The 15,687-nt window shown below is 34.7% G+C and carries 13 protein-coding genes; 6 read left to right on the plus strand and 7 right to left on the minus strand.

The window, feature by feature from the left end; translation table 11 throughout:
• From AACZ92_RS07365 to AACZ92_RS07375, 3 genes are all read left to right on the plus strand, one after another.
• Positions 1–527, plus strand: a 527-nt coding sequence (locus AACZ92_RS07365) for a gliding motility-associated C-terminal domain-containing protein (RefSeq protein WP_339699117.1), incomplete at its 5' end; no start/stop codon positions are given.
• Positions 528–586: 59 nt separating this feature from the next.
• Entirely contained in the window at positions 587–1,531 is a 945-nt protein-coding gene (locus AACZ92_RS07370; RefSeq protein ID WP_339699120.1) for a type IX secretion system membrane protein PorP/SprF, read from the plus strand.
• A gap of 20 nt (positions 1,532–1,551) precedes the next feature.
• Positions 1,552–3,489 carry an OmpA family protein gene (locus AACZ92_RS07375; RefSeq protein ID WP_339699123.1) on the plus strand — a complete coding sequence of 646 codons (1,938 nt, stop codon included), beginning with the start codon at positions 1,552–1,554 and terminating at the stop codon, positions 3,487–3,489.
• Positions 3,490–3,561: 72 nt separating this feature from the next.
• Here AACZ92_RS07375 and AACZ92_RS07380 read toward each other — a convergent pair whose 3' ends face one another.
• The gene (locus tag AACZ92_RS07380) at positions 3,562–3,798 is read right to left on the minus strand and encodes a hypothetical protein (protein ID WP_339699126.1); all 237 of its coding nucleotides are present in this window, start codon (positions 3,796–3,798) and stop codon (positions 3,562–3,564) included.
• Between the two features lie 158 nt (positions 3,799–3,956).
• Between AACZ92_RS07380 and AACZ92_RS07385 the strand changes: the two genes are divergently transcribed.
• The gene (locus AACZ92_RS07385; RefSeq protein WP_339699129.1) at positions 3,957–4,727 is read left to right on the plus strand and encodes a LexA family transcriptional regulator; all 771 of its coding nucleotides are present in this window, start codon (positions 3,957–3,959) and stop codon (positions 4,725–4,727) included.
• A gap of 53 nt (positions 4,728–4,780) precedes the next feature.
• On the plus strand, positions 4,781–5,596 hold the full coding sequence (locus AACZ92_RS07390; protein ID WP_339699132.1) for a DNA/RNA non-specific endonuclease: 816 nt from the start codon (positions 4,781–4,783) through the stop codon (positions 5,594–5,596).
• Positions 5,597–5,613: 17 nt separating this feature from the next.
• On the opposite strand, the gene rodA is transcribed toward AACZ92_RS07390, so the two are convergent.
• From rodA to purH, 5 genes are all read right to left on the minus strand, one after another.
• Complete coding sequence (rodA, locus tag AACZ92_RS07395) at positions 5,614–6,873, minus strand: rod shape-determining protein RodA (RefSeq protein ID WP_339699135.1); 1,260 nt, start codon at positions 6,871–6,873, stop codon at positions 5,614–5,616.
• On the minus strand, positions 6,873–8,735 hold the full coding sequence (gene mrdA, locus AACZ92_RS07400) for a penicillin-binding protein 2 (RefSeq protein ID WP_339699138.1): 1,863 nt from the start codon (positions 8,733–8,735) through the stop codon (positions 6,873–6,875). The genes rodA and mrdA overlap by 1 nt, the downstream gene beginning before the upstream one ends.
• Before the next feature lie 551 nt (positions 8,736–9,286).
• Positions 9,287–10,114 (minus strand): rod shape-determining protein MreC, encoded by an 828-nt coding sequence (gene mreC, locus AACZ92_RS07405; RefSeq protein ID WP_339699141.1) that lies wholly within the window; start codon positions 10,112–10,114, stop codon positions 9,287–9,289.
• Between the two features lie 13 nt (positions 10,115–10,127).
• Positions 10,128–11,156, minus strand: a complete 1,029-nt coding sequence (locus AACZ92_RS07410) for a rod shape-determining protein (RefSeq protein ID WP_117158721.1) — start codon at positions 11,154–11,156, stop codon at positions 10,128–10,130.
• Between the two features lie 64 nt (positions 11,157–11,220).
• Positions 11,221–12,753: a bifunctional phosphoribosylaminoimidazolecarboxamide formyltransferase/IMP cyclohydrolase gene (gene purH / locus AACZ92_RS07415; RefSeq protein ID WP_339699147.1), complete on the minus strand. Its 1,533-nt coding sequence runs from the start codon at positions 12,751–12,753 to the stop codon at positions 11,221–11,223.
• 192 nt (positions 12,754–12,945) lie between these two features.
• Between purH and AACZ92_RS07420 the strand changes: the two genes are divergently transcribed.
• Positions 12,946–14,202 (plus strand): ABC transporter permease, encoded by a 1,257-nt coding sequence (locus tag AACZ92_RS07420; protein ID WP_339699150.1) that lies wholly within the window; start codon positions 12,946–12,948, stop codon positions 14,200–14,202.
• A gap of 13 nt (positions 14,203–14,215) precedes the next feature.
• Here AACZ92_RS07420 and AACZ92_RS07425 read toward each other — a convergent pair whose 3' ends face one another.
• Positions 14,216–15,526, minus strand: coding sequence for an OmpA family protein (locus AACZ92_RS07425; RefSeq protein WP_339699153.1), 1,311 nt, complete (start codon positions 15,524–15,526; stop codon positions 14,216–14,218).
• Between the last annotated feature and the right edge of the window lie 161 nt (positions 15,527–15,687).

Genomic DNA, 15,687 nt, shown 5'->3' on the forward strand with positions numbered 1-15,687 from the left:
ACGAAGATACAGATGGAGATGGTGTGCTTGATGGCGATGAAGTTTCAGATGATACAGATCCAAACGATCCTTGTGATTTTAATGTTAATAATCAAGATTTATCAATAGTTAGTGATGCGTGGTTGTCGTTAGATTGTGATGGAGATACAATTATTAACGGTGATGAACTTGGTGACGAAAATAGTAATGGCATTCCAGACTATCTTGAAGCTTTTGTCAATGACATAAAAGTATACGATATAATGACCCCTAATGGAGATGGTGTTAATGATGTATTTAGTATTGCCGGCATAGAAAACTTTCCAAATAATACAGTAGAAATTTATAACAGATGGGGAGTAAAAGTGTATGATACTAAAGGCTATGGAACGGCAGGGAACTTCTTTAGAGGAATTTCTAATGGACGAGTAACAGTTCAAAAAGAAGAAGAATTGCCTGTCGGAACCTATTATTACATAATCATTTATGTAGATAATAATGGTGAGACCCAAAAATTAGCAGGACCATTATACATAAACAGAAGATAAAAAAGCATATAAAAAATACCTATCAGGTGTAACACCTGATAGGTTAAACAAACTTACTTATGAAAAATTTTAACTTTCAACTGTTAACCATATTGATCTTAGGGTTGGTTGTGCAAACATCTTATTCACAACAAGACGCTCAATATACCCAATATATGTACAACACTTTAAGTATAAACCCTGCTTATGCAGGTTCAAGAGATGTATTTAGTTTTGTTGGCCTATACAGAAGCCAATGGGTAGGTCTAGATGGTGCCCCCACAACTTATACTGCATCCATGCACACACCTAGTGGAAAGCGAGTAGGACTTGGATTAAATATTGTAAGAGATGAAATATTTATTTCAGAAGAAACATATATAGATGTCGATTTTAGCTATACACTAGATGTTTCAGAAAAAGGGAAATTAGCATTAGGATTAAAAGGTGGGGCACATTTATTAGATGTAAATAGTAATAAGGCTAATACCGGTGCTGAAAATGGATCTGATTCTGAAGCTGAAATATTTATTGATAATAAGTTTTCTCCTCAAGTGGGGATAGGAGCTTATTATTATACCGATAAATTTTATCTTGGTTTAAGCGCCCCTAATATTCTTGAAACAGAACATTTTGATGAATCTAACAACAGTAATATCTCTAGCTCTACAGCAAAAGAGAAAATAAATTTCTATTTAATTACAGGCTATGCATTTGATTTAAATGATGATTTAAAATTTAAACCAGCTTTATTAACCAAACTGGTAGAAGGAGCTCCTTTGCAAGTAGATATTTCAGCAAATTTTTTAATTAAGGAAAAGGTCACATTGGGTGCTGCTTATCGATGGAGTGCAGCGTTTAGTGGTTTAATAGGGTTTCAATTAAGTGACCAGCTTATGTTAGGTTTTGCTTATGATAGAGAAACCACCGAGTTGCAGCAATACAACGATGGTTCTTTTGAGGTGTTTTTAAGGTTCGAACTGTTTAATAAAAACAATCAAATGGTATCTCCAAGATTCTTCTAATTTTATAAAAACGACTTATTATGAAACTACATATAACAATACTATTTACGCTATTTCTTTGTATTAACGTGGGTGTTAAGGCACAGAATAAAGCAATAAAAAAAGGAGATGAAAATTATAAGAATCTTTCTTATGTTAATGCAACTGAGAACTATCTCAAGGTTGCTAAAAATGAAAAAGAGCTTTCTGCGGAATCGCTTAAAAAGCTAGGTGATTCTTATTACGTCATTGCGGATTATGAAAATGCGGCAAAGTGGTATGCAAAACTATTTGAAGAATTCGAAATTTCAGAAGCGGATTATCTGTACAGATATGCTCAGTCTTTAAAAAGTACAGAACAATATGATTTGTCTAATAAAATCATGAAAAAATTAGAAGATTTAAATAAGTCCGATATTAGGGCAAACCTGTTTATCGATAATCAAAACTATGTTGAAGAAATTGAAAAAAACTCAGGAAGATTTCAAATAGAAGTTGCATCGTTTAATTCAAAAAGTTCAGATTTTGCCCCGTTTATGTATGGAGATACTTTGGTGTTTGCTTCAAACCGCTCAACAAGAGGTCCTGTAAAACGTATTAACGAATGGAATAATTCACCTTTCTTCAATTTATATTCTGTATCGTCTTCTTCAGAAAAACAAAATAAGTTTGATTCTGAAATAAATACGAAATACCACGAATCTACCGCTGTTTTTAGTCCAGACGGCAAAACAATGTATTTTACTAGAAGTAATTATACTAATAAAGAGTTTAGGAAAGATGCAACAGGGGTAAACCATTTAAAACTTTACCGCGCTCGTAAAAACAATGAAAAATGGAATGTAGAAGAATTACCTTTTAGTAGTGATGATTATTCTGTCGCACATCCGGCTTTAAGTCCTGATGGTAAAACACTTTATTTCTCTTCAGATATGCCTGGTGGAAAAGGTATGTCAGATCTTTACAAAGTAGCTATAAAAGCAGACGGTTTTGGGAATCCAGAGCTATTAAAAGGGGTTATTAATACCGAAGGAAGAGAGACTTTTCCTTTTGTAGCGAAAAACGGTAATTTATATTTTGCATCCGATGGGCACGTAGGCTTAGGAGGTCTTGATGTATTTGTAGCTTTTCCGAACGGTGAAAATGTGTTTACTGAAGTTCAAAATATTGGAGAGCCCATAAATAGTAATAAAGACGATTTTACTTTTATAATTGATGAGGAAAAGAAAACAGGCTACTTTGCTTCAAATAGAGGGAAAAATAACAATGATGATATTTATAAGGTTACCCAGATTGAACCATTATTAACACCTTGTTTTCAGTCTATCAACGGAATGGTATATGATGAAAACACAAATACAATTTTACCGAATGTAAAAGTAGTATTGTACAATGCTACTAATGAAAAAGTAGAAGAACAAACTTCAGATAGTAAAGGAGCTTTTAATTTTATTAATGTAGAATGTTCAGCTACTTATACGTTGCGCTCTGAGAAAGATGAGTATATTACTTCAGAAAATAAAGTAACCACTACAGAAGAAAGTAACAAAATAATTGCTACCAAGGTAGTATTAGTTCCTAAAGATTTAAATAAAGATAAGGTTGGAGAAGATCTTTTTAAGTTGTTAGATTTAAAACCAATAAATTTTGATCTAAATAAAAGTGATATTCGCAAAGATGCAAAAATTGAACTACAAAAGATTATTGCTTACTTAAATAAATACCCAACAGTAAAAATTGATATAAGGTCTCATACCGACAGTAGAGGTAGTGACGTTTACAATGAAAAACTTTCTGATAGAAGAGCAAAATCAACATTAAACTATCTAGTTAAAGAAGGCGGAATAGATGCAGCTCGAATAACTGGAAAAGGTTACGGGGAAACTCAATTACTCAATAAATGTAAAAATGGCGTTTCATGCACAAACGAAGAACACGAGCGCAATCGTAGATCTGAGTTTATAATAGTCGAAAAGTAAAAAAAAATAAATTCATTAAAAAAGCCCTCTTTTAAAAGAGGGCTTTTTAATTATTGAAAAAAAACGAACAAATTACATATCGTCGTTTCCTTCCATTTCGTCTTCTACTTCATCAGCAGCGTTATCCATGGCTTCGCCAGTTTCTTCGGCTGCATTTTCCATTGCGTCGCCAGTATCTTCAGCAGCGTCTTCCATGTCGTCTGCCATTTGTTCCATATTGTCTTCAGCTTTTTCTTCATTTGTTTCTCTACAAGAATAAACAGAAGCAACTAAAGCTAATGCTGCAAAGGATAAAAATACTTTTTTCATAATGTGTGTGATTAGTGATTAATAATACCTCAAAAGTACTTATTTTTTTATTTGTGTTGGGGCATAGAAAAAATTATTTCAATATAATAAAATACATTATTTTAGTCTTTAGTCCATTTTTTATTGGATTTATTCCAAAAATAGTTTATTTTCGGATTATGGAAAAAAATATACCTATCGAAGCAAAGCGTTTTAAAAAAGTAAGAGAAGAGCAAAAATATACACAACACTCCTTTGCTGAATTATTACAAATTGGGACCACAACAGCAGATATAGAAAGAGGAAAAACAAAACTTTCGGGAAAGGCTGTGATGGAGTTACTACTTCAATTTGATATTAACCCATTATGGTTGTTTGGTAATAGTTTTAACCAATATCTAAATGTAAATAATGGCGATGTTAGTCCTCAGGTGATAACGATAGATAAAGAAGAGAACGAAACCATACTTTTAGTAAACCAAAAAGCTGCAGCGGGATATCCACACAATGTTCAAGATGTTGGTTGGTACGATACCTTGCCAGCATTTAATATTCCATTGCCAGAATACCGTAATGCCACATACAGAGGTTTTCAGGTAGAAGGTGATAGCATGTTGCCTAATATACGGCCTAACGAGTGGGTACTTGGTAAAGCTGTCTCTAATATTTCAGAAGCAAGTGATAGTCGTATTTATATAGTTGTGTTACACGATTCGGTACTGGTGAAAAAGCTTCAAAAAATTCCGAACGCCCCCAATAAAGTGCGTCTTATCTCACTTAATTCTGAATACTTACCCATAAATGTAGAAGTGAAAAATATACAAGAATTATGGCAAGTAAATAGTAAACTTAGTTTTGGAGTTGATGAACCTTCTGAAACTATTCTTTTTAAACAATTACAGCAATCTATGGAAGAGTTGAAAGGACAAATTAATAACCTGAAACAATAGGATAATCTTTTAATTAGCGTAGCTATCTTTATCTTAAAATTCTCTATAATAGTATGAATAGAAAACTCCTTTATCCTTTATTGGTGCTTTTAGTTACAGTATGCCTTTATTATGCTGAAAAATATATAGATAAACAAAATGAAGCATATCCAGATATGTCTGGAGAAACCACTAAAACCTATTCTGAATTTAGTGAAGACTATTTACCACAATCTACTTATAACACTATTGTAACCCATAAATATTATATCTTGTCTTATGCTGAATCGCATGAACAGGCTGAATGGGTAGCGTATGAACTTAGTAAAAATCAGATTGTAAATAATGACTTTAAACGTCCCTATTTTGTTGAAGATCGTGAAGTGAAAACTGGCTCGGCAGATTGGCGTAATTATAAAAATTCTGGATTTGATAGAGGGCATCTTGTTCCAGCTGCTGATCGGGAGTTTTCTGAAAATGCGTATCATGAAACTTTTTTGACTAGTAATATAAGTCCGCAAAATCACAAATTTAACGCAGGTATTTGGAACCGATTAGAACAGAAAACTCGCTATTGGGCGAAAAAGTATAACGGTATTTATGTGGTAACTGGGGGCGTTTTAAAAGATGGACTGCAAACAATTGGTGACGAGAACGTTTCGGTGCCTGAGGCTTTCTATAAAATTTTAGTAGATGTTTCAAAAGGGAAACATAAAGCAATTGCTTTTTTAATCCCTAATAAGGCAACGAGTGAGTCATTTTATGAATATGTGGTTTCCATTGATAAAATAGAAAAAGAGACAGGAATTGATTTTTTTCCAAAACTACATGATTCCATAGAGAATAGGTTAGAGGCTACTTCAAGTGCTATAGATTGGGGAAAACGGTAGTTGTTTTTCAGAAAAAACTAAATTCCGTAGTACGAATTTGCTCCATCGAGTCTAATGAAAATAAATAGAAGGATAGTAAAGCCCCATAATCCAGAGCCTCCGTAACTAAAGAAGGGCAATGGAATCCCTACAGTTGGAAATAGGCCTGTAACCATCCCCACATTTACAAAAAAGTGAAAAAACAAAATAGCGGCAACGCTATATCCATACACTCGGCTAAATGGGTTCTTTTGGCGTTCGGCTAAAAACAAAACTCGAACAATTAATCCAACAAATAGTAAAATAACCACCATACTCCCCAAAAAGCCCCATTCTTCGCCAACGGTGCTAAAAATGTAGTCTGTATGTTGTTCGGGCACAAATTTACCTTTGGTCTGTGTACCTTCCGTCCAGCCTTTGCCAAGCCATCTACCACTACCAATAGCAATTTCACTTTGGTTGGTGTTGTAGCCTATTCCTTTAGAGTCAATTTCCTTTCCTAATACAATATTAAAACGGTCTCTATGGCGTTGCTCAAAAAGATTGTTGAAAATATAGCTTACAGAAAAAGAAAAGCCAATACACGCAGCGACAATTACAATATACTTAAATAGATTAGGACGTTTTTTCAATTTTCTGAAAAACAGAAATCCAGCAATTAATACAACAGTTAAAACCACCCAGAACGTCCCAAAAGCTAAGGTTGAAATAAATAAAGCGGCGGCAAAAAAGCCTAATAAAAGATATACAAAATGCAACCCCTCTCTATACAAAGGGAAAACAAAGGCTGCATAAATGAGAGCACTCCCAGGGTCGGGCTGGGGAATTATTAAAATAGCTGGTAATGCAATAATTAAAAATGCTTTAAGTTGATCTTTAAATTGATGCATGTCCGTTTGTATATCGGTCAGGTACTTAGATAGAGCTAATGCTGTAGCTGCTTTTGCAAATTCACTGGGTTGAAGACTTATACCTCCAAAAGCATACCAAGAGGTAGCTCCAGAAATTGTTTTACCAAATAGAAAGAGTCCTATTAACGATAGTAAAGAGACTAAATAAATAACGCTGGAAAAGCGTTCATAAAATTTTGCTTCTATTGCTAAAATAAAAATGATGAGGATAATACTTAAAAATATCCAAAGTAGTTGCTTGGTATAGATTTGATTAAAATCCCAAAACGCCGTTGCGCTATCATCTAGTGAAGCTGAATAAATGTTTATCCAACCAATGGCAACCAATGCGAAATAGAAAAAAATAGTGAGCCAGTCTAACTTTACGAGTCCTTTGCTTACCGCCATTATCGATTAATTTTAAAAGGTTCGTCACTATATGGTTTAGCATATTCTTCTTCCAAACTACCATTTAACACGTAATTTTCCATGTCTTTTCGAGTGATTTCACCTTTTATATATTTTTCTATCATCAAGCCAGCAATTCTACCTGCCCATCTAGAACCCCAATATCCATTTTCAACAAAAACAGCTATGGCAATTTTTGGATCGTCTTTGGGTGCAAAAGCTACAAATATAGAGTGGTCTGTCAATTGCATGCGTTTGCCATCTACCCGGATAAAGTTTTCGGCTGTACCTGTTTTTCCACATATTTCAATATCTGGAATTCGTATATAGGAAGCTGTACCACGAGTGTATACTTCATGCATTCCTTCTACGATAGGTTCAAAATTTTGCGGGTCTATCGTTGTTTTATGTTTTTGGTTATATTCTTTTGGGATAGTATCTGTATCTCCTATACTTTTTATAACGTGTGGTGTATAATACCAGCCTCGATTAGCGATAGTTGCTGTAAAATTGGCCATTTGTATGGGTGTCATCAATACTTCACCTTGACCAATTGCATTTGAGATTGTAGCAGTAGCATACCAATTGTTTTCAGGATACATACTATTATATGTATGTGCATCGGGTATTTTTCCTGGTCGCCCGCTAGGTAAGTCGTACCCTAAATAATGACCTAAACCAAAACTCTCCAGATGGTTTTCCCAAGCATCCATCCCTTTTTGTGGTGTTGAGTATTTTTCAATAGTACGTCTGTAAACCGTACAAAAATATGCATTACACGAGTTTGCAATACCACCAACCATTGATAATGGACTAGCATGGTGGTGACACCCTAATTTTTTTCCTCTTCCGTAGTGGTAGCCACCGTGACACGAAATTCTTTCCTTGGTGTCAATTACATTTTCCTGCATTCCTATTAAAGCAGTAAGTGTTTTAAAAGGTGATCCAGGCGGATATTCTCCTTGTAATCCACGATCAAAAAGAGGTTTTGCAATAGTATCATACCATAGCCTTGTAAAATTTTCAGAACGTTCCCTTCCTACTAACAGGCCTGGGTCATAATTTGGTGCTGTGACCAAACTTAGAATCTCGCCAGTCTTTGGTTCAATCGCAACAATACCCCCACGTTTGTTTACCATCAATTCCTCTCCATATTTTTGGAGTTCAGAATCTATGGTTAACTGCAAGTCTTTTCCTTTTTTTGGAAGTGTATCAAAAACACCATTATTAAAGGGGCCAATATCTCTATTAAACCTGTCTTTCTGTATGTATTTTACACCTTTTACACCACGCAATAAATCTTCATACTGAAGTTCAACACCTTGTTTGCCTATAAGCTCTCCCATTTGGTAATAAGGATTTTCTTTTATAATGCGCTTATTAACTTCGGCAATGTAGCCTAAAACGTTTGCAGAATGTTTTACTTGGTAATCCCGTAAGGATCTTTTCTGAATATAAAACCCTTCGTACTTATACATTTTTTCTGAAAGGAAAGCATATTCAGCTTTTGTTAACTGCGGAATTACTACCGAGGGTAATCTAGGGGAATAGACACGTGCTTTATTTAAAATGGTATCAAACCTACCTTCGCTAATTTTTAATAGTTTACAGAATTCTGTTGTGTCTAGTGGTTTTACCTCTCTAGGGATGACCATCACATCGTAAGAAGGTTGGTTAGAGACGAGTAGTTTCCCATCACGATCAAATACATAACCCCGTTGAGGATAATCGTACAGTACTTTTACAGCGTTGTTTTGTGATAATTGTTGAAAGGAAGTGTCGTATACTTGTAAATAGAATAACCGTCCGGCAAAAACTACTCCAGTAATCAGTACAACAACAAGTAATAAGATTTTACGCATGTAGGGGATGCTTATTTTAAGTTTAAATTTTAAAAAATCCGGCTATAGTGGTTTGTTAGTTTTTTCGACTGAATAAGATTAAAATACTCATTAATAGTATTATACTAAATATTCCTGAAAATAACGTGGATTTAAGGATTAAAAGTATGTGTGAAAGGTTAAAAATTTCAAGAGTGAATAGGATAATATGATGCAAAAAAACCATCGCTACAATATAGGTGAATTGTTGTGCTAACGAGGTTTTATATAATTTTATATTATTATGCTCATAACTAATACCAAAAGAGAATTTAAGTATCCACGGTCGTATGTATGCAATAAAAACCGAGGCAGCTGCATGAACCCCTCCAGAATCCCCAAATATATCGATTGAGAAACCTAACAGAAAACTTAAAAATATTAATAATCCTTTATTTCCGCTAAGCGGGTATAATAGAATAAAAAGGATGTAAATATAAGGGTTAATATACCCCAAAAAGTTAATGTGATTTAGAAGTAACACTTGTAAAAAAACAAGTAGTACAAACCGTAAAGCATTTATTAAAATTGCATTATTCTGCATCTTCTACTTCATTTTCCAATTGCAATATTTCTTCTTTATTTGTATTCTCAATTAGATATACATGCTTTAAGCTTGTCATATCATTAAATAACTTAATTTGGAGGTCGTAATAATTAGCATCTCCATGTAAATTAAATTCTTCAATAGTTCCTATTAAAATACCTTCTGGAAAGATGGTTGATTTTCCACCAGTGATAATAGTGTCACCAATTTTAACCGGAGCTAATCTCGGAATATCTACTAATTGAACCCTATTTGGATCTTTTGTATCCCATTTCAAAGTTCCGAAATGATTCGATTCTTTCAACCGAGCATTTATCTGACTATTGGTGTTTAAAATAGATTGTACAGTTGAAAAATTTTCTGAGGTAGCATTAATAATACCTATAATTCCTTTGGAAGAAATTACACCCATATCAATCTTGACGCTATCTTTCTTTCCTTTTCTTAACGTTAAATAGTTTTTCGATTTTGAATACGTATTGTTTATAATACGAGCATTTCTAAAAATATATCCCGATGGAAGCACAGTGCTATCCAAAGTTGATGGGTTCGCGATACTTTTTAAATTTTCCAGTTGAGTTCTCAAGTGGATGTTCTCTTCTATTAAGCGTTTGTTTTCGTTTTCAAGCCCAAAATAACCAGTAACATTGCTTTTGGCGCTAAAAACATTTCCGCTTAGAAAGTTAGCTGAACTTACATACTTCCCGTTGTGATATGAATGGGTTTGTATTGTGAGAAAAATTGAAATAAGGAACAAAAGACCAAACAACAGGAAATTTTTATTCCGTATAAAGAAAAAGATAATCTGTTGCATGACGAGTTAATTCCTATTTTATCAATACACTTTTATATTTGTTTAGGTTTTTTAAACAAATACCGGTACCTCTAACGACAGCCCTTAATGGATCTTCAGCAATATAAACAGGAAGATCTGTTTTTTGAGACAACCGCTTGTCAAGCCCTCGAAGCATAGAACCACCACCAGCTAGATAGATACCTGTGTTGTATATATCGGCAGCTAATTCTGGAGGGGTTTGCGATAATGTTTCCATTACAGCATCTTCAATACGAAGAATAGATTTATCCAGTGCTTTTGCTATTTCTCTAAAAGATGTTTGCACTTGCTTTGGTTTTCCAGTAAGAAGGTCACGTCCTTGAACTGACATTTCTTCTGGTGGCAACTCAAGATCTTCAGTAGCAGCTCCTATTTGGATTTTAATTTTTTCAGCAGTGCGTTCCCCTACGTATAAATTGTGTTGGGTTCGCATGTAATAGATAATATCGTTGGTAAAAACATCACCAGCAATTTTTATAGATTTATCGCAAACAATTCCACCTAGAGCAATTACGGCGATTTCGGTAGTACCACCTCCTATATCGACCACCATATTTCCTTTTGGTTGCATAATATCCACACCAATACCAATCGCTGCTGCCATAGGCTCGTGAATAAGATATACCTCTTTTCCATTTACCCGTTCGGCGCTTTCTTTCACCGCTCGCATTTCCACTTCTGTAATCCCACTTGGGATACAAATTACCATTCGCAGTGAAGGCGTAAGCCACTTCTTTTTTAATGCCGGAATGTCTTTAATGAACATATTGATCATTTTTTCACTGGCATCAAAATCGGCAATTACACCATCTTTAAGTGGGCGTATTGTTTTAATGTTTTCGTGCGTTTTACCTTGCATCATACTGGCTTCACGCCCAACGGCAATAATCTTTCCGGTAGAACGGTCGCGTGCAACAATGGAAGGCGCATCTACAACAACCTTGTCGTTGTGAATGATCAGGGTGTTTGCGGTCCCTAAATCGATGGCTATTTCTTCCGTTAAGAAATCAAAAAATCCCATATTTTATTTTGGTGGTATTGAAATTATACGTGATAAGCTACTGCTATTCACAAATGTAACATTTTTAGTGTTTAAAATGACGTGTGCCGGTAAATACCATGGACATTTCATTTTCATTGCAATAATCAATGCTAAGCTCGTCTTTTATAGAGCCTCCCGGTTGAATTACGCTTGTTATTCCGGCATTGTCTGCTATTTCTACACAATCTGGAAACGGGAAAAAAGCATCACTGGCCATAACAGCTCCATCTAAATTAAATTTAAAGTTGTTGGCTTTTTCAATAGCTTGGCGTAACGCATCTACACGAGACGTTTGTCCTGTTCCGCTAGCACACAACTGTTTATTTTTGGCTAAAACAATCGTGTTACTCTTGGTGTGTTTGCATATTTTTGAAGCAAACATCAAGTCTTCTAACTCACTATTGGATGGTTTATTGTTGGTTTTGTAGGTTAATTCTTCTTTAGAATCTGTTTTGTTGTCCTTATCTTGAACTAAAAAACCATTAAGACTAGTTCTCACTTGTGTTGAAGGAAGTTTTGTTTCTTTCTGAACTAATAAAATTCGATTCTTTTTTCCTTTCAGAATTTCTAACGCTTTTTCTGAAAAAGAAGGTGCGATAACTACTTCACAAAATAGTTTATGAACTTCTTCTGCAGTCGCTTCGTCAATTTCAGTATTACTGATTAAAATTCCTCCAAATGCTGAAACTGGATCACCGGCCAAGGCATCTAGATATGCTTCTTTCACAGTGTCTCGTTGTGCAATCCCGCAGGCGTTGTTGTGCTTTAATACAGCAAAGGTTGGTGCATCATTTGTAAATTCAGCCATTAAATTAACAGCAGCATCTACATCTAATAAGTTATTGTAACTTAATTCTTTTCCGTGCAATTTGTCAAAAATGGCATCAAAATCACCAAAGAAAAAGCCTTTTTGATGTGGGTTTTCGCCGTAGCGAAGTTCTTTACCTTCTGCTTCACTTATTTTTAAAGTTGGTGTTTTAGTTTCAGCATTAAAATAATTGAAGATTGCTGAATCGTAGTCCGATGAAATATTAAATGATTTGGTAGCGAACTTCTTTCGGTCTTGTAAAGAAACGGAACCTTCATTTTCTGAAATAATTTGCAATACTTCTTCGTAATCTTCCATAGAAGAAACACATAACGTATCCTTGAAGTTTTTAGCAGCTGCGCGAATTAAGGAAATGCCACCGATATCGATTTTTTCAACGATATCTTGTTCCGAAGCTCCAGAAGCGACAGTTTTTTCAAAAGGATATAAATCTACAATGACCAAATCCAACTGCGGAATGTTATATTCTTCCATTTCGGCTAGATCACTATCATTATCTTGACGGTTTAAAATACCGCCGAAAACTTTTGGGTGCAATGTTTTAACACGACCACCTAAAATTGAAGGGTAATCGGTCACTTCCTCAACAGGAATAACATCGATTCCTAAATCGTTAATAAATTTTTGTGTTCCTCCGGTAGAATAGATGGTAACTCCCAGTTTGTCAAGTTCTTTAACTATAGGTGCCAGCCCATCTTTATGAAATACCGAAATTAATGCAGAAGTGATTTTTTTTGTGTCGCCCATGGATTGAAATTTAAGGGGCAAAAGTACATAATTACATATAAAATTGTAACAATATGAACTAGAAACCGTCCTATGTTATTGAATATTTTTTTGAATTATTTTGATACCTTGTATTTTTTAAAATATTAGGGTTGTTTCTAGTACTAAATAGTGGTATTTGTTTGCCTTTTATTAATTAATTTCTGAAAAAGAATGCTGGTTTACTTACGTGTTTTAAAAGAAAGTTTTGCTTTTGCCGTCAATGCATTAAAAAATAATAAACTACGGACTTTTTTGTCATTAGTTGGTGTAACTATTGGAATATTCTCAATTATTGCAGTTTTAGCTGCAGTAGATTCTCTTAAAAAAGAAATTGAAGGTAATATCAGCTCACTAGATAAAAGCACGATAATCCTTGCCCATTTCTCTTTTGGGCCAAGTGATATTCCACGTTGGAAACGAGAACAGTTTCCTATGGTTTCTTTTGAAGAATACCAATATTTAGAAAGTAATGTACCTAACCTCGATTATGCCACGTATACCTTAAATGTACCAAATGAAAATATAAAATATGGTGATAACCAGATTAGTGATGTGCCAATTGGCGCCGTAACGGAAAGTTATTACTACATTGAAGCATTACAATTAGATTCTGGACGTTTTTTTAATGGAGCAGAATCTAATAGTGGTTCGCCGGTCTTGGTTATAGGGTATGAAATTGCAAAAAAACTCTTCAACGGAACCGACCGCGCTCTTGGTAAACAAATACGTATTTATGGTCGAAAATTTACGGTGATTGGGGTTCTGGAAAAAGAGGGAGCCGGATTGTTTGGTGGCTCAAAAGACACATCAATTTGGATGCCTGTGAATATTGTACGACGAATGTATGGTGATAATAATAAAAACACGTTTCCTCAAATTGTAATTAAACCTAAAAAAGACATAGATAACGAAGAGTTTATTGCTATTCTAGAGCAAAAATTACGCTTAAAAAGAGGACTGAGACCTGATGATGTAAGTACCTTCTTTGTAAACCAATTGCAAGGTTTTGCCGACATGATCGATAATATAACTGGACAAATGAATTTAATTGGATTAGTTATTAGTGGTTTCTCACTGTTAGTTGGTGGTTTTGGTATTGCCAATATTATGTTTGTGAGTGTTAAAGAACGAACCAATTTAATTGGGATTCAGAAATCATTGGGAGCGAAAAACCGATTTATCTTACTTCAATTCTTGTTCGAAGCTGTTATTTTAGCTGTAATAGGTGGTTTAATTGGTCTGTTCTTGGTCTTTATGGTCTCTCTCTTAGCATCACAATTTACGGGTGATTTTGAATTTGTATTGTCACCGTGGAATATGTTTGTTGGGACGGCTATTTCAGCAATAATCGGACTTATTTCAGGAATACTTCCAGCTATTTCTGCTTCAAAGTTAGACCCTGTGGAGGCAATTAGAACTGGGATGTAGTGATTTTTTAAAGCTAATTCCTTTTAATTTCTACTCTTCGGTTTAATGCTTTTCCAGTTTCGGTTTTATTACTTGCTATAGGGGCGTTTTCACCTTTTCCCAAGGCTTTGAGTCTCTTTGAGTCAATCCCTTCAGAAATTAATAGTCTAACAATAGATTTGGACCTTCTATTGGATAGATCTTGATTTGAGGATTTACTACCATCAGAATCTGTATGTCCTATAACAGATAATGATATTTCTGGGTTTTCATTTAGTAGTTTAATTAATGCATCTAAAGTAGGTTTAGATTCAGGTTTTGGTACATCTTTATTAGTATCGAAATAAATTCCATAGAGGTCCACAAATCCTTTTTTGTCAAGTTGTTCTTTCATAAAATTACCAGATTCCTTTTTCGTTTTCAGTATGATTTCAACCTTTTTTTTATCATCTTTATTTAATTCCACCATACTACTGGCCGATTCATACCCGTTTTTGCTGGCGTTGACGGCAATAAGCCCTACTGGGATATCCTGAAACTGAAAATTTCCATCCTTATCACTTAATGTTTCTGCAAATGCGTTTGTGTTTACTGATGCATTACTTATTGGGTTACGTTGTTCGTCCATGACCACACCATAGATAGTTCCAGTACATTTATAGTTGCCTTTGGGGTTGATGAGCAGGTTTACAAAGTCTATCGCAAAACCATCGCCTACGCCGGTTAAAGGATCATCAATGAGTATTTCAACTTTTCCATCGGCAAAAAGCTCTAGGTCTTCGGGTAGAATGCCGAGGTTTACCAATTTTCCGATAGGCCCCGTCTGTTTTAGGGAGTTGAGGATTTCTTCAACATAAGGAAGTCGTTTTCCGTCTACCGAAAATTGGAAAGATGATTTCCATACTGGTGCTTGAAAGTCATCTGCAAAAAGTTGGATCATCACATTTTTTATGGGAATTTCCACCTTTTTATATTCTATTTTAATTGGGGTTGGAGCATTATCTGGTCTTTTGGTTCTAGATGCATACCCATCTTTTCTGCCTGTGCCTTTGTAACTGCTTCCAAGGATTATCTTATCGGTCCCTGCCGGGTCTTTAGGGTCAATATCCCAAGGATATCGATGTCTGTTCGTGTTTTTGCCACAAAATGGGTCGAATCCCTCTGGCCAGCCAAAGCCAAGGTTATCAATGTCGCCGACTCTTATTTCAATATCAGCATTTTCACTATTAGTTGTGTAATGGTAATGTTTGCTGTAATTATTTTGAGCCAGACCGCTGAAGCCCATCAAAAGAATGCTAGTTAGTATTAAGGGGAATAGTTGTTGAGTGATTTTTAGAACTTTCATAATCCAATAAATTTAATGAGAATACAACCAGTTGATTGAGCTTTGTTATCTCTAATAAATATAAGAATAAATTATTAAAGTTCTGAAATTTAAATAGTTGTAAGTACTCTGGATAAGAAAATCACTACAAAACCTTTTTGAATAAATTGTGAAATGATTAA

The organism is uncultured Marixanthomonas sp. (genome assembly GCF_963974425.1).
Taxonomy (GTDB): Bacteria; Bacteroidota; Bacteroidia; order Flavobacteriales; family Flavobacteriaceae; genus Marixanthomonas.